Source organism: Streptococcus infantis, from assembly GCF_047465035.1.
In the GTDB taxonomy this organism is placed as follows: domain Bacteria; phylum Bacillota; class Bacilli; order Lactobacillales; family Streptococcaceae; genus Streptococcus; species Streptococcus infantis_T.
In genome coordinates this window covers 1-24,031 of the sequence record NZ_JASHAQ010000006.1, presented here as the reverse complement: position 1 = coordinate 24,031, position 24,031 = coordinate 1, and the positions used below count along the sequence as shown (strand labels likewise).

Genomic DNA, 24,031 nt, shown 5'->3' with positions numbered 1-24,031 from the left:
TCGAAGAGTATAAAATAAAAAAAGGATTCATATAGGTCCCCTTCCAACAAAAGAAAAGGAAGCAGATTAGCTTCCTTACTTTTTTATTAGTTATTCAAGGCTGCTGCCATTGTAGCTGCAACTTCTGCTTCAAAGTCGTTTGCAGCTTTTTCGATACCTTCACCAACTTCAAAGCGAGCGAACTCAACTACTGAAGCGTTAACTGATTCAAGGTAAGCTTCAACTGTCTTGCTGTCATCCATGATGTAAACTTGTGCAAGAAGTGTGTATGCTTGGTCAACTTTAGTGTTGTCAAGCAAGAAACGATCCATTTTACCTGGGATGATTTTATCCCAGATTTTTTCTGGTTTGCCTTCTGCAGCCAACTCAGCTTTAATATCAGCTTCAGCTTGAGCAATCACTTCATCAGTTAATTGAGCTTTTGATCCATATTTCAAGTGTGGAAGAGCTGGTTTACCAACCATAGCACGGCTTTCGTTATCTTGGTCGATAACGTGGTTCAATTGTGCCAACTCATCTTTAACAAATTGCTCATCCAACTCTTTGTATGAAAGAACTGTTGGTTTCATAGCAGCGATGTGCATTGAAATTTGTTTAGCAAGTGCTTCGTCTCCACCTTCGATTACAGAGATAACACCGATACGTCCACCGTTGTGTTGGTATGCTCCGAAGTGTTGTGCATCTGTTTTTTCAATCAAAGCAAAGCGACGGAATGAGATTTTTTCTCCGATAGTTGCTGTTGCAGACACATAAGCTGCTTCAAGAGTTTCACCTGAAGGCATTGTCAAAGCAAGAGCTTCTTCGTTGTTAGCTGGTTTTCCTTCAGCGATTGCTTTAGCTGTTGCGTTTACCAACTCAACAAATTGAGCGTTTTTCGCAACGAAGTCAGTTTCAGCATTTACTTCAACAACTGCTGCAACGTTACCGTCAACATAAACACCAGTCAAACCTTCTGCAGCAACACGGTCAGCTTTCTTAGCTGCTTTTGCCATACCTTTTTCGCGAAGCAATTCAATCGCTTTTTCGATATCGCCTTCCACTTCAACCAATGCTTTTTTAGCGTCCATAACACCAGCACCAGATTTTTCACGCAACTCTTTAACAAGTTTAGCTGTAATTTCTGCCATTTTGATTCTCCTATATTTTTTAAAAATAGGAGAGCTGGGCTAAGCCCCGCCCTCCTAGGTAATTACTATTTATATGAATTAAGCGTTGTCGCCTTCTACAACTTCAACGATTTCTTCGATTGAGTCTGCTTGAGCTTCTGAAGCTGCAAATTCTGCTTCAACTGCTGCAACAGCATCTTCACCTTGGCGACCTTCGATGATAGCGTCTGCCAATTTAGCTGTAATCAACTTAACTGCGCGAATAGCATCATCGTTAGCTGGGATGATTACATCGATATCGTCTGGATCTGTGTTTGTATCAACCATCGCTACAACTGGGATTCCCAATTTTTTAGCTTCTTTAACAGCGATTTGCTCTTTATGTGGGTCAACTACGTACATTACATCTGGGATACGAGGCATATCTTCAATACCACCCAAGAATTTTTCAAGACGTGCACGTTGTTTGTTAAGAAGTGCAACTTCTTTCTTAGGAAGAACTTCAAAAGTTCCATCTTCTTCCATACGTTTGATTTCTTTCAAACGAGCGATACGTTTTTGGATTGTTCCCCAGTTTGTAAGAGTTCCACCCAACCAACGGTGGTTGATGAAGTATTGACCTGAACGTACTGCTTCTTCAGCAACTGCGTCAGCTGCTTGTTTCTTAGTACCAACAAACAATACAACTGCATCGTTAGCTGCAGCATCACGCATGAAGTCGTATGCTTGGTCAGCGTATTTTACAGTTTGTTGCAAGTCGATAACGTGGATTCCGTTACGCTCAGTGAAGATGTACTTAGCCATCTTAGGGTTCCAGCGACGAGTTTGGTGACCAAAGTGTACACCAGCCTCAAGAAGTTGTTTCATTGAAATTACTGCCATGAGTATTTCTCCTTTTTGTTTTTTTCCTCTTCTTGATTTCAGCTTGCAAAACGACCCGAAGGCAACAGCGTCACAATTCATCAAGAATGAGTATTATCGTTTATACGACAAGTTACATTGTATCATAGTTGAACCTTTTTTTCAAGTAATTGTGCTAGTTTTTCAATGAAAACTCAAACGTCTCAGACTAACTTCTACCATAGTGGAACTTACTCTGACACGGAATTCCACTGTTTTTTACAATTTTTATCAGATTAACTTCCACTCGTACTAGCGGTGGAACTTATAGTGAAATGAAATAGAATCTGAACAAATTTACCAGAGTAGTTAAGTCAATTTCTAGCATTTTTTAGAATTCACAGTGTACCGTTTTGTATTTGATCTACTATAAATTTAAAATTGAAAAAATGTTTATATAGTGGATTGAAATAAGATGCGAACAGAGAGATTAGGAAAGTCAAACTAATTTCTAGAAATATTTTTAGCAGTTGTAGTGTACTGTTCTAGATTCAATCTACTATAGTTTGGGTATTTAGCGAAAACTCAAACTTGGGATTTCACCATCTTATAAATAAGAAAAGAGACTCAAATTGAGTCTCGGTTTTTTTCATTAGTTTGGATAGATGTAAGTAACATAACCTTCAGAAGTCGTAGTTGGGTTGAACCATCCACGTTTGTTACCAATTGTACGATCTCCACCGTAGTTAGATTCAGATACCTGAATACTTGATGATGATGAAACAGCTGTAACAACCGCTACGTGTCCATATCCTCCATCATTCCAACATGCAATCGCACCAACTTGTGGTTGAGAACCAGTACGGAATCCTGCTGCAGCTGCACTTGTTGCCCACTGCGCTCCGTTACCCCAATAATCTCCAGCCCAAGGTGCCAATGTTTTAGCTCCCCAAGTACATTCACCAGTTGGATAACTTGAAGCATTTGTACTATATGTTGGACGTGATGTTGTACGAGTAGCTACAGGTGTGTAGCTTGAATCATCATCTGATGATGAAGAACTTGAAGTTGCTTGCACTTGTGCAGCAAAGCTTGTATTTGCTGATGCTGCAACTGATTGTTGTTGACTTGCTTGTCTAGCTTTATAAGCTGCTTCTGCCTCTGCTGCCGCTTTAGCTTCTGCCTCTGCTGCTGCTTTTTGCTCCAACAAGCTAGTTTTTTCATTTTCTGCTGTAGCTTTTTCAGCTGCAAGATTTAACTCAGCTACTTTCAATTCTGCTTGTTTTGTTGTCAAAGCTTGAGCATCGTCAGCAAGTGTTTGTTGGTTAGCAATGACTGTATTGATTGCTTCGTTGTTTGCAACTTGTTTTTCAGAGATAGCTTTCTTATCTTCTTTTTGTTGCTGCAACATTTTATTGTTTGCTGATACGATTTCACTCATAGCTGCTACACGAGAAATAGCTTCTGTGATTGAGTCAGAGTTAATAATCGTATTGATGTAGCTTGTAGCAGTTCCGTTCGTTTGTGCACTACGAGCTTGGTTTTCAAGCGATGCATTACGAGCTACAATATTTTTTGAAAGCTCTGCGATTTCACCTTCAAGTTTTTTAGATTCTTCTTGAAGTTTTTCGTTTTCAGATTGCAATTTTTCTTGCTCTGATTGAATAGCTGAAACTTTAGTTTGAATTTCGTCTACTTGTTTTTGAGCTTCTTTCTGTTGAGCTGTCAAGTTACTAATTTTACTATCTTGAGCAGCAATCTTTTCATCTGTTGTATTTGCTTTAACACTTGAAAGAACAGCTCCTTGTGAGACCAATACTGTACTTAACAAAAGTGATGCTAGGATTTTTTTCTTCATAAGTGTGAATACTCCTTCTTTTAAGACAATACTAGTATATCAAAAAAAGGCCTAATAAATATTACGCCTTTATTACAGTTTTGTTTCTTTCTTATAGATATATTTTTTCAAAAATAAACTGGAAAACTAACATCCATAGACAGTTTAATATCATTGACGGAACTATACCATAAACGATAAAGACTGTTATACTTTCAGCAGTTAATCCAATCATTTGCGCTAGAAGAAAACTACCAAATTCAAAAGAGAAAGTCATCATTAAAATAGCTAATAGTCTAGTCCATCTATTTGATAAAATAATCGCATTATTTTTATAAATGATTGCACCAATAATCACAAAAAGAAGACTAGCAATCCCTACTAAATGGAAAAAATAAATATCGTATATAAGACCAATAAATAAGCAATAAACTAAAAATAGATACTCCGATACTTCAATAGTTTCAAACAACAAGAAGATGAAGATAAAGTGACTCACAATTTGAAAATGTGGAAAAAAACTATTTACAAATTGCCCTAAATGACTGTCTATTAAGACAACTATAGGCAAGAGTAAAAACATCCCTATCTGCTTCAACAGTCTCATGATGGATTCCCCACTAACTCTACGACTTTGGTATTCATTGAATCAGACTGAAGTTTGACTAACACTTCTCTTGTCAGATAGTCACTACTATGGGTAACTGATACAACCTCTCCTACGGGAATATCTGTAGTTTTAAAGTTGCCCAGACCTCCTGTAACTACCTTGTCTCCTTGACTGATATCACTACTACTATTTAACTGGCTTATTTTAAGCAAGTCTTTTTCTTTGTCGTACCCAATGATAATACCATATATACTAGTAGAACCGTGCTGAATTTTAACGGAGATTTTCTCCGTATTTTCAGCGTTGGTTAATAAGTTGACCACAGTAGAGTTATCTTCAATCTTTCCCACGCTTCCAATCAGTCCCCCACCAGCAATCACAAGCATATTGCTTGTCACGCCTTGTTGAGAACCTGCATCAATTGTCAACTCTTGTTTCCAGGTTGCAGGAGTTCTCATGATGACGTCAGAAGCAATTAACTTGGTTGCACTCAATTTTGACTTCATATCCAATAACTGACGTAGTTGCTCATTTTCTTCCTTCAAACTGTCTGCTTCATTTGTTTCCTTCTTCATCTGATAGAGTTCTTTTTTGAGAGTTTCATTCTCGTTATAGGTTCTGGTCAAACGACCTAAATCAGATTTTACGGAAGAAAGCCATTGAAAAGGCTTTTGCACTATTCTATCGACTAATGAAATGCCATCTCCAGCTTTTGTTACAACTGCACTTGATTGTGTTGTCACTAAAAAAACGGATACTACTAATACAACGACAAATAGAACAATGATATATTTTGATTTTTTAAAACGGTTCATACCTCTACCTTATATTACATTCTAAGATTTTAGCAAAAATAGAATTGCACCCAATACACAAACAAATAATAGCGCTATACTGTCTCTGTTCATCCAATTTAACTGTCGATACTGACTGCGTCCATTCCCACCTTGATACCCCCTAGCTTCCATGGCTGTAGCAAGGGAATCTGCTCTTTTCAAACTCGTTGCGAACAAAGGAATCAAAATAGGAATCATAGCCTTAACTTTTTGGATTACATTTCCTTCTCCAAAATCAACACCACGCGCCTTTTGAGCATTCATAATGCGAATCGTATCATCCATCAAGGTTGGTACAAATCGCAAACTCATAGACAACATGAGCCCAATCTCATGAACTGGAACTTTAAATCTTTTTAAAGGTCCAAGCAAGGATTCAACTGCTGTTGCCAAACTTAGTGGCATAGTCGTCAAGGTTAGCAAGGTTGAGAAAAAGATAATCAACACAAAGCGACAAAAAATAATTCCAGCCTGCTCAATACCATAGCTTGTGATTTTTATAAATCCTATCTCGAACAAGACGTGACCACCAGAGATAAAGAACAGTTGAAAAAGGGTTGTAAAAGCAATCAGAAAAAACATAGATCGCAAACCTTTTATAAAAAAAGATAAGGGAACTTCTGATAAAACGACAAATATGCCTGTTGCAATGAAGAGTATGAGATTTGTAATTGGATTATTGGCCCAAAAAGCGATGATGATCAGTAAAATCATTGCTACTAACTTACTACGAGGATCCAGACGATGAATAATCGAATTTCCTGGTATGTATCGACCTAAAATCATATTATCCATTGATAAACTCCTTAAACTCCTCTATCGTTATCGGCAATTGTTCGAAAGAAATTCCTCTGTCAGCTAGCCTTTGAGCAAATCGTGTGATTTTAGGAACACCCAATTGGATTTTTTCCATAAATTCGACATTTTGAAAGACAAGACCTGGTTTCCCACCCTTAACTAGTTTCCCTTTTTCCATCACATAAACTTGATCAGCAAATTCAGCCACATCATCCATAAGGTGGGTTACTAAAACAATTGTTATGCCATCTTGATGAAGCTTTTTAAACAAGGCCATCAACTCTTTCCGACCAATTGGATCCAAACCAGCTGTTGGTTCGTCTAAGACCAGAATGCTAGGATCCATCGCCAAAATTCCAGCAATAGCAACCCTTCTCATCTGGCCACCTGAAAGTTCAAATGGACTTCGTTCAAAGAGTGATTCATCGATTCCTACTAAAGCTAGTTTTTCACGCGCAATAGCTTCTGCCTCTTCTACAGAAACTCCAAAATTTTGAGGGCCAAAAGCCACATCTTTTAGGACAGTTTCCTCAAAGATTTGATTCTCTGCAAACTGAAATACCAGGCCAACTTGTTTGCGAATTTGACGAATTTGCTTATTAACTGATGTTGGTGTAATCAATGTATCAAAAACACGAACACTTCCCTCTGTAGGAACCAACAAACCATTCAAAAGTTGAAGGATTGTAGACTTTCCGCTTCCTGTATGCCCAATAATGGCAGTATAAGAACCATCCTCTATTGACAAACTGACATCTGACAAAGCAGCTGAGGCAAAGGGTGTTCCTTCCTGATACGTATAACTAACATTGTCTAGAATAATTCCCATAAAGCCTCCTCGAGCTCCTCCTCGGTCAGGTAGTGCTCTGGTAATTTTAAGCCATTATCACGCAGTGATTGTTTTAATTGGTTGACAAAGGGTTGGTCTAAGCCAATTTGATCTAGATCCGCTCTAGAAAATAATTCTCTAGGAGTGCTTGTTGACTCGACTTTCCCTTTTTTCATTACTAAAACACGGTCACTCATAGCAACCTCATCTAAATCATGCGTAATGGAGATAACTGTTATCTGGTGGTCTTGGCGAATTTTCTGGACTATCTTAATCAACTCTAGTCGTCCTTCTGGGTCCAACATACTTGTAGCCTCATCCAAGATTAAAATATCTGGTCGCAGAGCTACAACTCCTGCAATAGCTACTCTCTGTTTCTGACCTCCTGACAAGCGAGCAGGTTCCTTTTTAGTAAATTCAGCCATCCCAACTAATGATAAAGCTTCAGAAACGCGTTTCTTCATCTCTTCAAGTGGGATTCCTTGATTTTCCAGTCCAAAAGCAACATCATCTTCAACAGTTGCTCCTACGAATTGGTTATCAGGATTTTGAAAGACCATACCAATCTTATGTCTTTTTTCCCAGACATTTTCTGGAGTTAGGCAATCACCGTCTATCCAAATTTCTCCAGATTCAGCCTCGAGCAAACCATCAATCAAACGAACAGTCGTTGACTTACCACTACCATTATGACCAACGATAGACAACCATTCCCCACGTTTCACGTGAAACGTAATATTATGAACATCATAGTGTTCCTGATCTGCCTGATAGCGAAAAGACAGGTCTTTTATCTCAATAATCGATTCCATATCTAGTGAAAGGTTCCTTTAAACAAATACGCGCTTCCCTTGAAATAATCATAACCAGAATAAACTGTAAAGAACAAGGCAATATAAAGAGTTATCTGACCAAGCACATTCCAGTGAAGTAGCAAGAATATAATCGCAAACATCTGACTAAATGTCTTGATTTTTCCAGGCATAGCAGCAGCTAGAACGGTACCTCCTGTTTCAACTAAGAGCAAGCGCAAACCAGTGACTGCAAGTTCACGACAAATAATTATTGCTACCACCCAAGCTGGTGCCATCTTTAGACCAACCAACATAATAAAGGCTGACATGACCAATAATTTATCAGCCATTGGATCTGCAAACTTTCCGAAATTACTAACCACTTGCCATTTTCTAGCTAAATAACCATCTAGATAGTCAGTGATACTGGCAATAGCAAAAATAACTGCTGCTATTTTATGTAACACAGGAGATGGTCCAACTGATAGAAGGAGAATAAAAATCGGAATAAATAAAATTCTACCAAGCGTAAGCATATTAGGAATATTCTCTTTTTTCATGTTATCCTTCCTTTAGTTTGAACTTAATGTTAGAGTAATCCAACCAGTTTGACCAGTTAATTTTGAAGTGTCAATTTCCTTATTATCAATTTTCACCGACACTCCTTTAACAACACCCAATGTTATGGTTACTGGATATCCTTTGGAAATGGTTGTTTTAGCTATTTTATTATTAGGTTCAAGAGTCACTCCTCCTGCTAAATCAGTATCCGAAACACTGATCCAGCTCGTTGCATCGGTAACAGATAATTGAAGCTCCGCAGAATCTTTAGATGTCTTATATTCCACTGATAAAGCATCTCCCTGGCCTGAAACAGTCAAAGTAGTTGCCTCGCTCGAACTTGATGAACTAGTAGCTTGACTACTACTTGATGCTACACTACTAGAGCTACTTGTTGAACTCACAACACTATAAGTTGCTGCAGAAGACGCAGTTGGTTGGGTTTGAATATAATTCCACACATAGTAGGTTACAAAAATTAAAATTGATAAAGAAAAAAGAACAAAGTAAAATAGCGGGAGAAATGAATTTTTCTTTCGATTAGACCGTCTACGTCCTGAAAGTTCAATCTCATCTACATCAACTTCTTCATAAGTAATCATACTTCCCGAATCATAGGCATCTAGAACGATATTTTCATCTAATTCAACAGCCCAAGCATACTTTCTCAAAAATGAACGAGCATAAAAAGTACTCGGTAGTTTGTCAAAATCATCTGACTCCATTGCCTCCAACAAATCCAGCTGAATATCTGTCTTTCTGTGCAATTCTTCTAAGCTCAGTCCTTGGTTAATTCTTGCAAGACGTAAGACCTCACCAATTGTTTTTTTTCTCATACTTAACATTCCTTCTTTCTAGTGTATTTTCTAGCGATTATATCGGAAAAATTGTACAATCAACCATATCGCTATTATCTATCAAATCATGTCCAGCCTCTAGAACATCTTCTAAAGTAATTTCCTGCAAAAGTTTAGGAAGGTCAAACAGAGTAGAACCTGTATCGGTTGGATGATACTGAGTAGCAATATATTCTAAGGAATCCATACTATGAATATATTCTCCATACATCTCAGTTTTTACAATATCCAAGTGATCCTCAGTTACATCCTCATCTTTAATAAAATTGCGAATAGCTTTACGAAATTGATGAGAAAGTGCCACAGGTTCCTTTGTATCCATTGTCAACATCACAAAATGGAAACGATGATCTACTTCAATTTCTAAAGACAAGGAAGCATCCAGTTTACCAGACTCATATAATTTTTGAAATCTTTGTGAAGTCCAACCAAACATCATTGTAAACAACAATTTTAATAAAAGATGATAACGATACTGATCTTGATCTCCTATTTCTTTATTTCCTCTAATACCGATTGCTAATTTTGGAGAAGCAACGTCCATCCGTAAACTTTCAGTAGTCTTTACAGGATGTAAAGGTACTTGTTCTCTTTTAAACTCATGTTTTTTCTCTTGATGATAAGATTTCTTAGCAAAATAATCTTCAAGAAGTTCAAGTTTAAAATTACCAACCAAAAAGATATTACTATTGACAGGTCTGTAAAACTCTTTAAAGTTCTCTTTCAAATCCTCCAGGCAAATTGCATCAATGGAGTTTTCACTGCCAACAATATCTGAAGCTAAAGGACTTTCTGGATAGAGATTCACCAGAGTGTTGAAAAATAAACAAGAATCCGGATCATCTTGATACATTTCTCTTTCCTGCTGAATGATGTCCTTTTCTCGTTCCACAGATTCTTCCGTTACATTGAAGGTAGTGACAAGTTCCTCTAGCAAATCTAAACACTCTAGAACATTTTCAGAAGTCGAGAAAAGATAGTTAGTGTTCGTAAAGCTCGTAAAGGCATTACTTTCAGCACCCAACTCTGTAAAAGCTGCCATAACATCTCCAGAATCTTCTCTTTCAAAAAGCTTATGTTCTAAGAAATGAGCGATTCCTTGTGGATATTGTTGTAAGTCATTACCATCCACTGTAAACCTTGTGTCAACAGAACCAACTTGGACACTTACAACACCATAAACCTCGTTAAAGTCCTTTTTAGGTAGTAAAGTAACTGTCAAACCATTTTCTAAGCTAGTTTGATACAAAGTTTCTTTTACAGCAGGATAATATTTCTTTTGAAAAGTAGGTCTGGTCATTCTGCTCCTTCCATAAAATAAATAGCCTGCAACTTAAAACTGTTTGCTGCTTCACAAATTGCTTCTCTATCAACTTGTTCAAGTTTATCGATTAAAGTTTTTGTGTCAAGATTCGCCTTCCCAAAAAAAGTTGACAAATAATATTTATCTACGATAGAATCTTGATTATCCTGAGCCAGTAGTAAGGATCTACGAATCATTTGTTTAGTCTGATCAATTTCCTTATCTGTAAACTTGCCATTTTTTATGTCAAGCAACTGATGATTCATCAATTTTCTTACTTTGTTTCGATTTTGCCGATCAATTCCAGCAAATAGTCGTAAAAATCCACTAAAGAGATCCAAATGACTTGATACCGTATAGGCCAGTCCTTCTTTTTCTCGCACTTGGATAAATAATTTCGAATGAGGAAAGACTCCTAAAAGACCATTTACAAGAAGCACTGCCATCTGTTCTTCATCACCATATGCCACTGAACTATGGTAGCCCATCTCTAAAACAGACTGTCCTAATCTCTTTCTAACAATACCTTCTCTAAGAATATTAGAATAGGGTTGCTGATATTGAATGTTTACAGCTGATTTACGACCTATTAACGGAAATTTATGTAAAAACTCTAAAACTTCAATTTCATTAAAATCGCCTAAGAAGAAAATATCTATTTGGTCTTCTTTTAGCATTTTTTGATAGCTTGAAAAACATGTTTTTGAATTCTCTTCTGAAATTCTAGAAATCAAATCTTTTGGAACTAGCTGCATTGATTCTTCTTGGAAAAACAATTGATCTAACTCTTTATGTGCAAAGAAGAATGGGTCTTCCAATTCTGATTCTAGCCTTGATAAGATCTGTTTTTTCTCAATGTCAAAAGTATTTTTCTCAAATCCATCCTCATCCGACAATGGTGTAAACAGAACCTGGTGCAGTAATTCTAAAATTTGAGAAGTTAATACGTTTTTCTTACTTAAAAATTCATCACGCACATAGGTAATATTCAAATCCACAAGATGACTTTGTCCTCTTCGATAGGCGTGCGCTGACAAATCAGTCCCATACAAGGTCGCTAAACGTTTTCGAAACAGTTGAGCAGTTGGATAACTTTGGTTAGCAGTTTCAAGCATACTGGCACTTAACATGCGACTTGAAATTGAATCCAAAGACAATGGAGCTGTGAAACGCACAGTAATTTTATTAGTTTTAAATTTTTTTGATTGGATAAAATGCACTGCAATTCCAGGTACTAACTCCATCTCTTACCTCCTTCTACATAGAGTTCTATTATACCATGAAAAGAGAAAATTTTCTTATTCTCTTTACCCCTTTTAGAATTAAAATCGCTTTCATTTCTAACGAATTTACCTCTGCCATTTCAAGGTAAAATATGGTATAATACCAAAGATTGAGGTGAACTATGGAATACAAATTATTTGAAGAATTTATCACTCTCCAAGCTCTCTTGAAAGAACTTGGTATTATACACAGTGGCGGAGCTATTAAATCCTTTTTAGCTGAGCATCATGTCTACTTTAATGGTGAATTAGAAAATCGTCGTGGAAAAAAAGTAAGAATCGGAGACTCTATCGACATTCCTGACATGAAAATTCAAATCATTCTGACGCAACCGAGCTTAGAAGAACAGGAAGAATATCTTCAAGAAAAACTTGAGAAAGAACGTGTGGCTAAACTTGTCAAAGAAATGAATAAGACGGTCAAAAAAAAGCCAACAAAAAAGACCCCGAAAGCTAAAACAAAAACTGCACCACGTTTCCCAGGTAGATAAGTATGTGGCTAAAAAACTTATCCATCAAGCAATTTAGAAACTATCAGGATACCGAAATTGAATTTAATCCTAAATTAAATGTATTTGTGGGTCGAAATGCTCAAGGCAAAACTAATCTTCTGGAAAGTATTTACTTTTTAGCTTTAACTAGAAGTCATCGGACAAAGACAGACAAGAATTTAATTCAATTTGAAGAAGAACAGCTTCAAGTTTCTGGAATTCTTCAAAAACGAACGGCTACTATTCCACTTGAGATTGATTTGACTCCAAAAGGTCGAATTACTAAAGTCAATCACTTAAAGCAAGCTCGGCTATCTGACTATATTGGACACATGAATGTTGTTCTATTTGCACCCGAAGATTTACAACTTGTCAAAGGAGCACCTGCTATCCGACGTAAGTTTATAGATATGGAACTAGGACAAATCAAACCCATATACTTGTCAGACTTGTCAAGCTACAATCATGTGCTCAAACAAAGAAATACCTACTTAAAGTCAGCGAATCAGATTGACGAAACATTTTTATCTGTTCTCGATGACCAGCTAGTAGACTATGGTTGTCGAGTGATGGTTCATAGAGAAGAATTTATCAAAAAAATGGAGTCTTTTGGTCGTGAGAAACACTTTGATATTTCGGACCAATTAGAAGAGTTGTCAATTCGTTATCAACCATCTGTAAACTTCACTGACAAGGGAAAACTAGCAGAATCTTTCTATGCAGCACTTCAAAAAAGTAGATCAAGAGATTTATTTAAGAAGAATACTGGAGTTGGTCCTCATCGGGATGATATGGTTTTCTTAATCAATGGAATGGACGCAAGCTTTGGAAGTCAAGGACAACATCGTAGCCTTGTTCTTTCTATTAAACTAGCTGAAATCGAATTAATGGAGAGCATTACAAAAGAATCGCCTATACTTTTACTTGACGATGTTATGAGTGAACTTGACAATAATCGTCAACTTAAATTATTAGAAACTATATCTCAAAATATTCAAACCTTTATTACAACAACTAGTTTAGAGCATCTTCAAAACTTACCTGATAATCTCAGTATATTTACTGTAAAGAATGGTCAATTATCCGTAAACTAATATTTACATCAGTGTAAACAATAAAAAATCTCCTGTTTTACAGGAGATTTTTTATTACATTGAGTAGTTTGGTGCTTCATTTGTGATTTGCACATCGTGCGGATGGCTTTCTTTTAGACCGGCACCTGACATTTCGATAAATTGAGCATTATCATGCAATTCTTTAAGGTTAGCTGCACCACAGTAACCCATACCAGATCGGATACCACCAATCATTTGGAATACGATATCAGCTGCTGCTCCTTTGTAAGCAACACGACCTTCAATTCCTTCTGGAACAAGTTTATTTGCTTCATTGACAGAGCCTTGGAAGTAACGGTCGCTTGAACCTTTCTTCATTGCAGCGATTGAACCCATACCACGGTATGTCTTGAACTTACGTCCTTGGAAGATTTCAGTTTCTCCTGGAGCTTCATCTGTTCCTGCAAACATTGATCCAAGCATTACTGCATTTCCACCAGTAGCAAGTGCTTTAACAATATCTCCAGAATACTTGATTCCACCATCAGCAATGATTGTTTTGCCATATTCACGTGCAACTGCTGCTGCATCATAGATAGCTGTAACTTGTGGAACTCCTACACCTGCGATAACACGAGTTGTACAGATTGAACCTGGTCCAATACCAACTTTAACAACGTCAACTCCTGCATCATAAAGAGCACGTGCTCCTTCAGCAGTAGCGATGTTCCCAGCAATCAGTGTACGGTCTGGGAAGTGCGCACGGATTTCAGCGATTTTACGGAGAACCCCTGCAGAGTGTCCGTGTGCTGTATCGATGACAATGGCATCCGCACCTGCTTCAAAGAGGGCTTCAGCACGTTCAAATGTATCAGAAGTGACACCTACCGCACCTGCAACTAGAAGACGACCAAACTCATCTTTAGCTGCATTTGGAAACTCAATCACTTTTTCAATATCTTTAATCGTGATCAAGCCAGAAAGACGACCTTCTTCATCAACCAAAGGAAGTTTTTCAATACGGTGTTCTTGAAGAATGCTCTCAGCTGTTTCAAGATCTGTTCCAACAGGAGCAGTAACAAGATTCTCACTGGTCATATGATTTGAGATTGGTTGATTGTAATCTGAAATAAAACGAAGGTCTCGGTTTGTTAAAATACCAACCAATTTACGATTTTCAAGAGTTTCAACCACTGGAACACCACTGATACGGTAACGTCCCATGAGTTCATCTGCTTCTGCAATTGTATGCTCTGGAGTCAAGAAGAATGGATCAATGATAACACCATTTTCAGAACGTTTTACCTTACGAACTTCATCTGCCTGCTGTTCAATAGACATATTTTTATGGATAACACCAAGACCACCTGCACGCGCAATAGCAATAGCCATTTGGCTTTCTGTTACAGTATCCATCGCAGCTGTAATAATTGGGATATTTAAAGTCAAATTATCTGCCAATTTTGTTGTTAAATCCGCATCATTAGGCAATACATGACTCTCTGCTGGAATAAGCAATACATCATCAAAGGTAAAACCTTTTTTCAAAAATTTAGTGTCCCAATTAGACATTGAAGTTTCCTCTTTTCTTTCTTTTTGAGCTTGACGCTTTTTGTATTGTATCTATCATACCATTCTATGAAAATTTGTCAATTATATTGATAATAGATAATATAAAAAAACTACCCCTTTAATTATAAAGAAGAGATAGTTTTAGAGTTCATATTTTATCCATTAATGAAAGTAATTTAGCCCCATTGCTGCTTTTACCTCTGATAGCGTTTGGCCAGCAACTTCTCGAGCTTTTTCACTACCTTTTTGTAACATATTATACACTTCACCCATATCTTTAGCATATTCTAGGCGACGTTCACGGATTGGACCAAGTTCACGTTCTAGGATTTCAAGTAGATACCGTTTTGTCTTAACATCACCTAAACCTCCACGTTGATAATGCTCTTTCATGTCAGCAATTTCTTGAGCATCTTCAGGACGTCCGAATACGTCTAAGTAATGGAAAACCATATTTCCTTCAATCTTACCTGGATCCTCAACACGAATGTGATCTGGATCTGTATACATACTCATTACTTTCTTACGCAAAGTATCTGCATCATCTGACAAGTAGATACCATTATTAAGCGATTTAGACATTTTGGCATTTCCATCAAGACCAGGTAAGCGACCTGCTCCTTCATTTTCAGGATAGATCCCTTCTGGCTCTACTAAAACATCACAGTTGTAGGCATGGTTGAATGAACGCACAATCTCACGCGTTTGTTCAATCATCGGTTTTTGGTCTGTACCTACAGGAACATAGTTAGCCTTAAAAGCTGTGATATCTGCTGCTTGAGCAATTGGATAAACTAAAAATCCAGTTGGAATACTTTCTCCAAATCCTTTCTGAGCAATTTCTGTCTTTACAGTAGGATTACGCTCCAGACGAGCCAAAGACACTAGATTCATGTAATACATAGAAAGCTCTGCCAATTCTGGAATCTGGCTTTGAATGAAAATCGTTGATTTGTTAGGATCCAATCCCACTGCAAGATAGTCCAAAGCAACATTCCCAATAGACTCTACAATTGTTTGTGGATCTTTTGCATGGTCAGTTAAGGCTTGCTGGTCAGCTAAAAAAACGAACATGTCATATTTATCTTCTTGCTGTAATAAGACACGATTTTTTAAGCTACCTACATAGTGTCCGATATGTAATTTCCCAGTTGGACGATCTCCTGTTAAAATAATGGGTTTACTCATAATATTCTCCTTTGATATGGTTCTTTCAATTATAGCATTTTTTTGATAAAAAGACAGATAATTTTTTTATCAAATAATTACGATTTCAACTACTTAAATGTAAACCATCTGTAAATATACTTTACAAATAATTGACAGATAAAAATTTGAATATTTGCTGATTTTCTAGTAGAATTAGAGTATTACATATAATAGGAGAAAAAAATTGCTAACAGTATCTGATGTTTCACTACGTTTTAGTGATCGCAAACTTTTTGATGAGGTCAACATCAAATTTACAGAAGGAAACACATATGGTTTAATTGGTGCTAACGGTGCAGGTAAATCAACATTTTTAAAAATCTTAGCTGGGGATATTGAACCTACAACTGGTCATGTTTCTCTTGGACCTGATGAACGTCTTTCTGTGCTTCGTCAAAATCACTTTGACTATGAGGATGAACGTGTTATTGATGTTGTTATCATGGGTAATGAAAAACTATACAACATCATGAAAGAAAAAGATGCTATCTATATGAAAGCAGACTTTACTGATGAAGATGGAGTTCGTGCAGCTGAGCTTGAAGGAGAATTTGCTGAACTAGGTGGTTGGGAAGCTGAGAGTGAAGCTTCACAACTCTTGCAAAACTTGAATATCCCTGAAGATCTTCATTACCAAAATATGAGTGAACTCGCAAATGGAGACAAAGTGAAAGTACTCCTTGCTAAAGCTTTATTTGGTAAACCAGATGTACTTCTTCTAGACGAGCCGACCAACGGTTTGGATATCCAATCTATTACTTGGTTAGAAGATTTCTTGATTGACTTTGATAACACCGTTATTGTCGTATCCCATGACCGTCACTTCTTGAACAAAGTATGTACTCACATGGCCGACCTTGACTTTGGAAAAATCAAACTCTATGTCGGAAACTACGACTTCTGGAAAGAATCTTCTGAGCTTGCTGCTAAATTGCTAGCAGACCGTAATGCTAAAGCAGAAGAAAAAATTAAGCAATTACAAGAATTCGTTGCTCGTTTCTCTGCTAATGCTTCTAAATCAAGACAAGCAACATCACGTAAGAAAATGCTTGATAAGATTGAACTTGAAGAAATTGTGCCATCTAGTCGTAAATATCCATTTATCAACTTTAAAGCTGAACGTGAAATCGGAAACGATCTCTTGACAGTAGAAAATCTATCTGTCAAGATTGATGGTGAAACTATTCTTGACAACATCAGCTTTATCTTGCGTCCAGGTGACAAGACAGCTCTTATCGGACAAAACGATATCCAAACAACTGCATTGATTCGTGCGATCATGGGTGATATCGACTATGAAGGAACTGTCAAGTGGGGAGTTACAACTAGTCGCTCTTACTTACCAAAAGACAATTCAGCTGATTTTGCTGGGAGTGAATCTATCCTTGACTGGCTCCGTCAATTTGCAAGTAAAGAAGAAGATGACAATACCTTCTTGCGTGGTTTCCTTGGTCGTATGCTCTTCTCTGGAGATGAGGTTAACAAACCTGTAAACGTCTTGTCAGGGGGAGAAAAAGTGCGCGTGATGCTATCGAAACTCATGCTTTTGAAATCAAATGTTCTTGTACTTGACGATCCTACAAATCACTTAGATTTGGAATCTATTTCAAGCTTGAACGATGGATTGAAAAACTTCAAAGAATCTATCATCTTCGCCAGTCATGACCATGAATTCATTCAAACATTGGCTAACCACATTATTGTCCTATCTAAAAATGGTGTAATCGACCGTATCGATGAAACCTATGATGAATTCTTAGAAAATGCTGAAGTACAAGCAAAAGTTAAAGAACTTTGGAAAGACTAAATAATACTTTAAAACTCAGTTGGATTAACCAACTGAGTTTTCTATCATTCTATGAGGTAACATGAAAACATTTTTTAGAAACTATTGGACCTATTTTATTTCTTTCATCATTCCCCTAGTGATTATGTTTGGAGTCTATCTTTCTCAAGGTATCTACTGGAATAGTGATACTTCACCTTTATTAGGGGATGGATTTCATCAATATGTTATTTTTGATCTTAATCTTCGTAATATTTTACATGGGAGTGATAGTCTATTTTATACTTTTACCAGCGGTCTAGGTCTCAATTTTTATGCCTTGTCCAGTTATTACCTTGGTAGTTTTCTATCACCTCTTGTTTATTTTTTTGATGTATCAAGCATGCCAGATGCAGTTTATCTTTCAATCTTGTTAAAATTTGGCTTGATAGGTCTGTCAACCTTTTTTAGCTTGAGTAAAATATTCAAAAATATACCAGCCCTACTTCGATTATCTCTATCTACCTCATATGCATTAATGAGCTTTACAGTTAGTCAACTTGAGATTAAAACCTGGTTAGATGTTTTTATTTTAATCCCCTTAATTTTAACTGGTTTACATCTACTCATAACGGAAAAAAAACGTATTCTATACTTTACAAGTTTGTCAATATTATTTATCCAAAATTACTATTTTGGTTATATGACTGCCCTGTTTTTGGTAGTTTGGTATTTTTGCCAACTTTCCTGGGATTTTAAAAGTCGCAAGTATTCTTTCCTTGATTTTTTCCTAACATCCTTACTCGCTGGTTTAACAAGTTTCATCATGACACTCCCAACCTTGTTTGATTTAAGAACTCATGGTGAAAAACTAACCGCTATTACAAAAATAAAAACAGATGCCAGTTGGTATCTAGATCTATTCGCTAAACAATTTATTGGTGCTTTCGATACAACTAAATATGGTTCTATCCCAATGATTTTTGTTGGCCTCCTTCCTTTTATCTTAACAATTGTATTCTTTACATTAAAATCAATTAAGTTTCACGTGAAACTATGCTATGCAACTCTACTAATTATCATCATTGCTAGTTTTTATCTAGAAGCCTTAGATTTATTTTGGCAAGGAATGCACGCACCAAATATGTTTCTTCATCGCTATGCGTGGATTTTCTCTACTCTCTTGATTTATATTTCAGCAGAAGTTTTAAATAGATTTAAGGATATTAAGTTATGGAATATTTTATTCTCAATGACCTTCCTTTTATTTGGCTATCTGGCAACCATTTATTTTAAAAATCATTATTCATTTCTAACTAAATTAAATATACTCTTAACGATTGAGTTCTTAGTGGTATACTTACTATTGTTATTAGCACTTATCCGAAAAATGATTTCTCTAAAAATCTTTTCAATTCTTATTTTGATCTTTACAATAAGTGAAATTAGTTTTAATGCTTCATCTCAACTAAATGGAATTACGAAAGAATGGGGATTTGCTTCTCGTAGTACCTATGATAAAGATATTCCAAGTATGGAAGCTATTTTGGAGTATACCAAACAGCAGCCAGATACATTTACACGAACTGAAAAGTTACAAACTCAAACTGGAAACGATAGCATGAAATTTAACTACAATGGCATCTCACAATTTTCATCTGTTCGTAATCGTTCTGCAAGTACAACGTTAGATAAGTTGGGTTTTAAATCTTCAGGTACCAACCTTAATCTTCGTTATGCAAATAATACTATCATTGCAGATAGTTTATTTGGAATCAGCTACAATATTTCTGAAACCTATCCAGATAAATATGGTTTTCATCCAAGCTATCAAAAAGATAATCTAACCCTTTATAAAAATCAATTCGCTCTCCCAATTGCTTTTGCTACACAGTCTCTTTACAAAGATGTTACTTTTAATGACCATACTCTTGATAACCAAACTCAATTTTTAAATCAAATTGCTGGCTTAAATGAAGAGTACTTTTATCCGATAAATCATCATACAGACTCTGGTGACAACGTGGTCAATCTAAACGGAACTGATACTGAAGATGCAACTATCAGCTACAGCATTGAAGGACCAGATAATAGTCAGGTTTACCTTTCCATGACCAAGCTAAATTTTTCAAACGATAAGAAAAAGCAAGTTGACATCATTGTCAATGGTGAAAAAAAATCCTTTACCACAGATAATGTTTTTACATTTTTTAATCTTGGATATGCAGAACATAAACAAACTTTTGATATCCAGATTAAGTTCCCAGGAAATGCTCAAGTATCATTTGAATCTCCAACTTTCTATCGCTTAGATACTAAGAAATATACGGAGGCTATACGCAAAATAAAAGAAAATCCAGTAGAAGTGAGCTCTTATAAAAATAAAGTCACTGTAAATTATAAGGTAAAGAATGAGACATCGATCTTTTTCACAATTCCTTACGACCGAGGATGGTCTGCTTACCAAAATGGTAAAAAAATACAAATTCAACAGGCACAAACTGGATTTATGAAAATTGATGTTCCTGAAGGTGAAGGAACTATTACCCTTTCCTTTATTCCAAAAGGATTTGTTGCTGGTGCAAGTTGTTCTCTTATAGCCATTATTGTCTTTATTTTTTATGATATTCAAAGAAAAAAATATTCTAGATAAAAAAAACAATCGACCGAATTGGTCGATTGTTTTTAGTCTTCTTCAGCTTTTTTAGGTTGATAGGCTAGCATTCCTAAAGCAACAAAAATCATTACTGTAAAGATAAGGAAAATAATCTGACTATGAATATTACCTGTCATAGAAATGGTTTGTCGAAGACCTGAAACTGAATAACTCATAGGTAACCATGGATTAATAGTTTTAAAGAATTGATTCGTCAAAGCTAAAGGATAAGTTCCTGCACTTGATGCTAATTGAAGGAGTAATAAAATTAAGGAGAAGAAGGCGCCTAGGCGAGAATTCCAGGTTGTCAATGCTGTTACCATCGCCATGAAAGCAAGACTAGTTAAAATAATCAAAGCAAAGGTTTTGAATTCGTGAACTGCAGTAAGTCCAATTAAATGTACTCCACCATAAACTAATACTCCTGCCAAACCAGCAATGATACCGTTAATTTCAAAGCGAGACTTAAACCAAGCCCAGCGACTTTCTGGATGGCGCCCAGAAGGCAATTTAGCAAAAATCATATTAGTTGAAATAGCAGCAACAAAAAGAGCAACTGATATCATATACGGAGCCATGGCAATCCCATTAACAGCAACTTGATCCGTATCAGTTTTTGAAAGACTTAAAGGATCAGCCAGTAAGTCTGCATTTTTTGGTTCAGTTGAAGCCTTATTCAATTGTTTATCAGCATCTGTCAACCCTTGATTTAATTGACTTGAACCATCACTTAATTTTCCGAGTCCTGATTGTAAAATTTCAGATCCTTGAGCAAGTTTATCTGCTCCACTAGCTATTTTTTCAGAACCATTAGCTAGTTGATTTGCTCCTGAAACTAGCTGGTCTGATTTATCAGCTAATTGTTGAGAACCCACTTGTAATTGATTAAATCCAGCAGTTAAATCTGATGTTTTATTGTTTACTTGGTTGACACCTGATGCAAGTTTATCAATTCCTGTTGCTAATTCTGGTACATTCTCTGCTAACTTAGCAGTAGCACCTGTCAATGTAGAAGATTTTTCTGTCAACTGACTAGAGCCTTGTAGCAACTTATTGAAACTTCCTGTCAAGTTCGAATTTTTCGAACTCAACTGACTTGCTCCTAAAGCTACTTGGTCTACAGATTTTGTATAGCTGGCAATACCAGATAGAGTTTGACTAGCTGGCAATAACTGACCATCAATTGCTGTTTGAATCTGTGTTAATCCACTTGACAAACTTGTCAATGTTGAAGAAGCAGTTGGTAATAATTTACTTGACTGATTCTTTAATTGAGTTAAACTATTTGTTTGAGTGGTTACATTTTCTAAAGAAGATTGTAACGTTTGAACTGTATTTAAAATTGTTCGTGCTGACTCACTAGCAGAAGATGATGGATTAGAAACCACAGAAGTTATCTCTGCCTGTTGTTCAGGAGTTAAGCTTTGATAAGCACTCGTAGATTGAATAGCTGATAAAGTAGTTTCTTTTTCAGATTGATTTGAAGTAACGATGCTTTGTGCTGAATTTGCAATCGTTGATAAACTACTAGAAAGCTGGTTTGTTACTTGTGTTATCTCTCCACTATCTGCTGTTTGAATATTTTGAATATCTTGATTAAATTGCTCTAAACTAGTTGCTAATTGTTTAATCTGATCTTTTTGTTGGGTTGTCCCATCTAATTGAGTAGAAAGTTTTTGAATACCTTGATTAAGTTGCGTTAGTCCTGTACGTAGAGTCTCTGATTTTGTAGAAATCTGATTTGTACCTGATGATAGACTTTGAACTCTATTTGTATAAGTATCAATACCAAGTGAAAATTGATTTAATCCTGAATTGAGTTGAGAAACACCACCTGTATAGGCTTGTGTGCCTGCATCAAGTTGATTCAATCCTGATACCAGTGCCGGTGTCTTTGAGTTCAGTTGGTTTAATCCATTATCAATTTGTGAAATAGCGCTGGTATATTGATTTAAACCAGTATTAAAATTACCAAGACCAAGATTTAACTGATTTACACCAGCTGTATAGGTTCCTAAACCTGTAGATAATTGATCAGCACCATTAGAAAATGTGAGACTCGATTGAGCTAAGGTTTGAAGATTGGTTGTTAAGGTTTGACTCCCATCAGAAAGCTGATTCGAACCATCAGCCAATTGTAAACTTGCATTTGCAGCTTGAGATAAACCAAGTTTTAAATCACCCATCTTTTTAAATAAAGCTTTAGTATAAGATTGAGTAACATTAGTAGCCACTGTCTGTTTCATTTGTGTCATGGTAGAATCACTCATCTTGCTTGCAATAAAACTATGACCACTTGATGTCTGATAGTCAATCGTCATCTGTTCAGGATGATTTGTAAGGATAGAAGAAGCTTTCTCAGAAAGATTACTCGGCAACGTTACGACCATGTAATAATCTCCATCCCGCAGTCCTCTTTCTCCCTCACCTTCATCTACAAAATGAAAATCCAAGCTATTACTATCTTTTAAATTAGACACCATGTCTTCACCAATAGTGAGTTTTTCATCATTATAAGTAGCAGCTTGATCCTTATTAACAATTGCTACAGGTAACTCCGAAAGTTTACCATATGGATCCCACATTGATGATAAGAAAATGATATTGTAAAGAGCTGGAATTAAGGAAATTCCTATCATGACAATAATAAATGTCGGTTTTTTAAAGATTGCTTTCCATTCTTTAAACATATTGTCTCCTTTTTTAAACTACTTGTCTAAATTTTTGATATAATAGATTATACATAAAAAAAATAAAAAGACAAGATAAAAATTTTATTTTTAAACACATTGTCTAAAAATGTTCATCTGGAGGGAACATGCAAGAGAGTAATAAACGATTAAAAACCAAGCGCATTATCGAAAATGCTATGGTAGAATTATTGATGGAACAACCATTCGATCAGATTACAACTGTTAAATTAGCACAAAAAGCTGGAATTAGCCGCTCCAGTTTCTATACCCATTACAAAGATAAATACGATATGATTGAACATTACCAAAGTAAACTATTTCATACCTTCGAATATATCTTTCAAAAACATGCTAATCACAAACGAGATGCTATTCTAGAAGTATTTGAATACTTGGAATCAGAACCGCTTCTAGCAGCTCTTTTATCTGAAAATGGAACCAAGGAAATTCAAAATTTCCTGCGAAATAAGCTTCACATCCTACTGAGCACAGACCTTCAAAAACGTTTTATGCAACTCAAACTAAATGAAATAGAATTAGAATACAGTAGCGTCTACCTAACAAATGCTCTCTTTGGAGTCTGTCAAACCTGGATTGCCCACGGAAAAAAAGAAAGTCCACAAGAAATCACGGACTTTTTAATGAAAATGTTAGGGGATACAAATTAATAAAAAAGCTCTATAATAGCTATAGGAAATCAAACCCTATGAATATTATGGAGCCTATTTTGTTGTTCTTATTAGGCTAATACTAATGCAATACAATTTCCTTAGTTTTATTTTCGGACACAAATCATTATCTCTCCGTATGTGGCTCTATAATATTTGTAGTGGGTAAATCCCCTATGGATCTTATGGAGCCTATTTTGTATAGAAAAAAAGTCCCATAAGATCTATAATAAAAAGCGACCAAACCATCATTAGAAAGAATCCTATG

Annotated in this window: 20 protein-coding genes; 5 read left to right on the top strand and 15 right to left on the bottom strand. The window is 36.1% G+C overall.

The genetic code is table 11. The annotated features are described in order from the left end of the window. Positions 1-86: 86 nt before the first annotated feature. The 12 genes from tsf to yfmF form a co-directional block, all read right to left on the bottom strand. Positions 87-1,127 carry a translation elongation factor Ts gene (gene tsf / locus QM406_RS03825; protein WP_000808094.1) on the bottom strand — a complete coding sequence of 347 codons (1,041 nt, stop codon included), beginning with the start codon at positions 1,125-1,127 and terminating at the stop codon, positions 87-89. 78 nt (positions 1,128-1,205) lie between these two features. Next, positions 1,206-1,988, bottom strand: a complete 783-nt coding sequence (rpsB, locus tag QM406_RS03820) for a 30S ribosomal protein S2 (protein ID WP_000268462.1) — start codon at positions 1,986-1,988, stop codon at positions 1,206-1,208. A gap of 610 nt (positions 1,989-2,598) precedes the next feature. Further along, positions 2,599-3,804, bottom strand: a complete 1,206-nt coding sequence (pcsB, locus tag QM406_RS03815; RefSeq protein ID WP_153224650.1) for a peptidoglycan hydrolase PcsB — start codon at positions 3,802-3,804, stop codon at positions 2,599-2,601. Between the two features lie 91 nt (positions 3,805-3,895). After that, positions 3,896-4,390: a rod shape-determining protein MreD gene (mreD, locus tag QM406_RS03810; RefSeq protein WP_414273468.1), complete on the bottom strand. Its 495-nt coding sequence runs from the start codon at positions 4,388-4,390 to the stop codon at positions 3,896-3,898. Next, the gene (gene mreC, locus QM406_RS03805; protein WP_414273467.1) at positions 4,387-5,208 is read right to left on the bottom strand and encodes a rod shape-determining protein MreC; all 822 of its coding nucleotides are present in this window, start codon (positions 5,206-5,208) and stop codon (positions 4,387-4,389) included. The genes mreD and mreC overlap by 4 nt, the downstream gene beginning before the upstream one ends. Positions 5,209-5,229: 21 nt before the next feature. Next, positions 5,230-6,024, bottom strand: coding sequence for an energy-coupling factor transporter transmembrane component T family protein (locus QM406_RS03800; protein ID WP_281335763.1), 795 nt, complete (start codon positions 6,022-6,024; stop codon positions 5,230-5,232). Then, positions 6,017-6,856 (bottom strand): energy-coupling factor transporter ATPase, encoded by an 840-nt coding sequence (locus QM406_RS03795; RefSeq protein WP_281335764.1) that lies wholly within the window; start codon positions 6,854-6,856, stop codon positions 6,017-6,019. Before QM406_RS03795 ends, QM406_RS03800 begins: the two co-directional genes overlap by 8 nt. Then, complete coding sequence (locus QM406_RS03790; RefSeq protein WP_414273466.1) at positions 6,841-7,668, bottom strand: energy-coupling factor ABC transporter ATP-binding protein; 828 nt, start codon at positions 7,666-7,668, stop codon at positions 6,841-6,843. Before QM406_RS03790 ends, QM406_RS03795 begins: the two co-directional genes overlap by 16 nt. A 2-nt stretch (positions 7,669-7,670) precedes the next feature. Next, complete coding sequence (pgsA, locus tag QM406_RS03785) at positions 7,671-8,210, bottom strand: CDP-diacylglycerol--glycerol-3-phosphate 3-phosphatidyltransferase (RefSeq protein WP_414273465.1); 540 nt, start codon at positions 8,208-8,210, stop codon at positions 7,671-7,673. Between the two features lie 12 nt (positions 8,211-8,222). Then, positions 8,223-9,047, bottom strand: coding sequence for a cytoskeleton protein RodZ (gene rodZ / locus QM406_RS03780; RefSeq protein ID WP_414273464.1), 825 nt, complete (start codon positions 9,045-9,047; stop codon positions 8,223-8,225). Between the two features lie 37 nt (positions 9,048-9,084). Then, the gene (gene yfmH, locus QM406_RS03775) at positions 9,085-10,368 is read right to left on the bottom strand and encodes an EF-P 5-aminopentanol modification-associated protein YfmH (RefSeq protein ID WP_414273463.1); all 1,284 of its coding nucleotides are present in this window, start codon (positions 10,366-10,368) and stop codon (positions 9,085-9,087) included. Beyond that, positions 10,365-11,615 carry an EF-P 5-aminopentanol modification-associated protein YfmF gene (gene yfmF, locus QM406_RS03770; RefSeq protein ID WP_414273462.1) on the bottom strand — a complete coding sequence of 417 codons (1,251 nt, stop codon included), beginning with the start codon at positions 11,613-11,615 and terminating at the stop codon, positions 10,365-10,367. The genes yfmH and yfmF overlap by 4 nt, the downstream gene beginning before the upstream one ends. A 161-nt stretch (positions 11,616-11,776) precedes the next feature. On the opposite strand from yfmF, the gene yaaA reads away from it, so the two are divergent. Both yaaA and recF read left to right on the top strand, forming a co-directional pair. Beyond that, the gene (gene yaaA / locus QM406_RS03765; RefSeq protein WP_373095363.1) at positions 11,777-12,145 is read left to right on the top strand and encodes a S4 domain-containing protein YaaA; all 369 of its coding nucleotides are present in this window, start codon (positions 11,777-11,779) and stop codon (positions 12,143-12,145) included. A 2-nt stretch (positions 12,146-12,147) separates the two neighbouring features. Then, on the top strand, positions 12,148-13,239 hold the full coding sequence (gene recF, locus QM406_RS03760) for a DNA replication/repair protein RecF (protein WP_414273461.1): 1,092 nt from the start codon (positions 12,148-12,150) through the stop codon (positions 13,237-13,239). 54 nt (positions 13,240-13,293) lie between these two features. Here recF and guaB read toward each other — a convergent pair whose 3' ends face one another. Then, complete coding sequence (gene guaB, locus QM406_RS03755) at positions 13,294-14,772, bottom strand: IMP dehydrogenase (RefSeq protein WP_414273460.1); 1,479 nt, start codon at positions 14,770-14,772, stop codon at positions 13,294-13,296. Positions 14,773-14,934: 162 nt separating this feature from the next. Then, positions 14,935-15,960 (bottom strand): tryptophan--tRNA ligase, encoded by a 1,026-nt coding sequence (gene trpS, locus QM406_RS03750; protein ID WP_414273459.1) that lies wholly within the window; start codon positions 15,958-15,960, stop codon positions 14,935-14,937. 205 nt (positions 15,961-16,165) lie between these two features. Here trpS and QM406_RS03745 point away from each other — a divergent pair, with 205 nt between their 5' ends. Both QM406_RS03745 and QM406_RS03740 read left to right on the top strand, forming a co-directional pair. Beyond that, complete coding sequence (locus tag QM406_RS03745; protein WP_000958799.1) at positions 16,166-17,788, top strand: ATP-binding cassette domain-containing protein; 1,623 nt, start codon at positions 16,166-16,168, stop codon at positions 17,786-17,788. 61 nt (positions 17,789-17,849) lie between these two features. Next, on the top strand, positions 17,850-20,399 hold the full coding sequence (locus QM406_RS03740) for a YfhO family protein (RefSeq protein WP_414273458.1): 2,550 nt from the start codon (positions 17,850-17,852) through the stop codon (positions 20,397-20,399). Between the two features lie 32 nt (positions 20,400-20,431). Here the strand turns inward: QM406_RS03740 and QM406_RS03735 are convergent, their stop codons facing one another. Further along, positions 20,432-23,092: a YhgE/Pip family protein gene (locus QM406_RS03735; protein WP_414273457.1), complete on the bottom strand. Its 2,661-nt coding sequence runs from the start codon at positions 23,090-23,092 to the stop codon at positions 20,432-20,434. A gap of 128 nt (positions 23,093-23,220) precedes the next feature. Between QM406_RS03735 and QM406_RS03730 the strand changes: the two genes are divergently transcribed. After that, complete coding sequence (locus QM406_RS03730) at positions 23,221-23,763, top strand: TetR/AcrR family transcriptional regulator C-terminal domain-containing protein (RefSeq protein ID WP_414261039.1); 543 nt, start codon at positions 23,221-23,223, stop codon at positions 23,761-23,763. The last annotated feature ends 268 nt before the right edge of the window (positions 23,764-24,031 follow it).

Excerpts from the sequence above, each read along its gene's own strand:
- tsf (WP_000808094.1), bottom strand. The coding sequence starts at position 1,127 with ATGGCAGAAATTACAGCTAAACTTGTTAAAGAGTTGCGTGAAAAATCT.
- rpsB (WP_000268462.1), bottom strand. The coding sequence starts at position 1,988 with ATGGCAGTAATTTCAATGAAACAACTTCTTGAGGCTGGTGTACACTTT.
- pcsB (WP_153224650.1), bottom strand. The coding sequence starts at position 3,804 with ATGAAGAAAAAAATCCTAGCATCACTTTTGTTAAGTACAGTATTGGTC.
- mreD (WP_414273468.1), bottom strand. The coding sequence starts at position 4,390 with ATGAGACTGTTGAAGCAGATAGGGATGTTTTTACTCTTGCCTATAGTT.
- mreC (WP_414273467.1), bottom strand. The coding sequence starts at position 5,208 with ATGAACCGTTTTAAAAAATCAAAATATATCATTGTTCTATTTGTCGTT.
- QM406_RS03800 (WP_281335763.1), bottom strand. The coding sequence starts at position 6,024 with ATGGATAATATGATTTTAGGTCGATACATACCAGGAAATTCGATTATT.
- QM406_RS03795 (WP_281335764.1), bottom strand. The coding sequence starts at position 6,856 with ATGGGAATTATTCTAGACAATGTTAGTTATACGTATCAGGAAGGAACA.
- QM406_RS03790 (WP_414273466.1), bottom strand. The coding sequence starts at position 7,668 with ATGGAATCGATTATTGAGATAAAAGACCTGTCTTTTCGCTATCAGGCA.
- pgsA (WP_414273465.1), bottom strand. The coding sequence starts at position 8,210 with ATGAAAAAAGAGAATATTCCTAATATGCTTACGCTTGGTAGAATTTTA.
- rodZ (WP_414273464.1), bottom strand. The coding sequence starts at position 9,047 with ATGAGAAAAAAAACAATTGGTGAGGTCTTACGTCTTGCAAGAATTAAC.
- yfmH (WP_414273463.1), bottom strand. The coding sequence starts at position 10,368 with ATGACCAGACCTACTTTTCAAAAGAAATATTATCCTGCTGTAAAAGAA.
- yfmF (WP_414273462.1), bottom strand. The coding sequence starts at position 11,615 with ATGGAGTTAGTACCTGGAATTGCAGTGCATTTTATCCAATCAAAAAAA.
- yaaA (WP_373095363.1), top strand. The coding sequence starts at position 11,777 with ATGGAATACAAATTATTTGAAGAATTTATCACTCTCCAAGCTCTCTTG.
- recF (WP_414273461.1), top strand. The coding sequence starts at position 12,148 with ATGTGGCTAAAAAACTTATCCATCAAGCAATTTAGAAACTATCAGGAT.
- guaB (WP_414273460.1), bottom strand. The coding sequence starts at position 14,772 with ATGTCTAATTGGGACACTAAATTTTTGAAAAAAGGTTTTACCTTTGAT.
- trpS (WP_414273459.1), bottom strand. The coding sequence starts at position 15,960 with ATGAGTAAACCCATTATTTTAACAGGAGATCGTCCAACTGGGAAATTA.
- QM406_RS03740 (WP_414273458.1), top strand. The coding sequence starts at position 17,850 with ATGAAAACATTTTTTAGAAACTATTGGACCTATTTTATTTCTTTCATC.
- QM406_RS03735 (WP_414273457.1), bottom strand. The coding sequence starts at position 23,092 with ATGTTTAAAGAATGGAAAGCAATCTTTAAAAAACCGACATTTATTATT.
- QM406_RS03730 (WP_414261039.1), top strand. The coding sequence starts at position 23,221 with ATGCAAGAGAGTAATAAACGATTAAAAACCAAGCGCATTATCGAAAAT.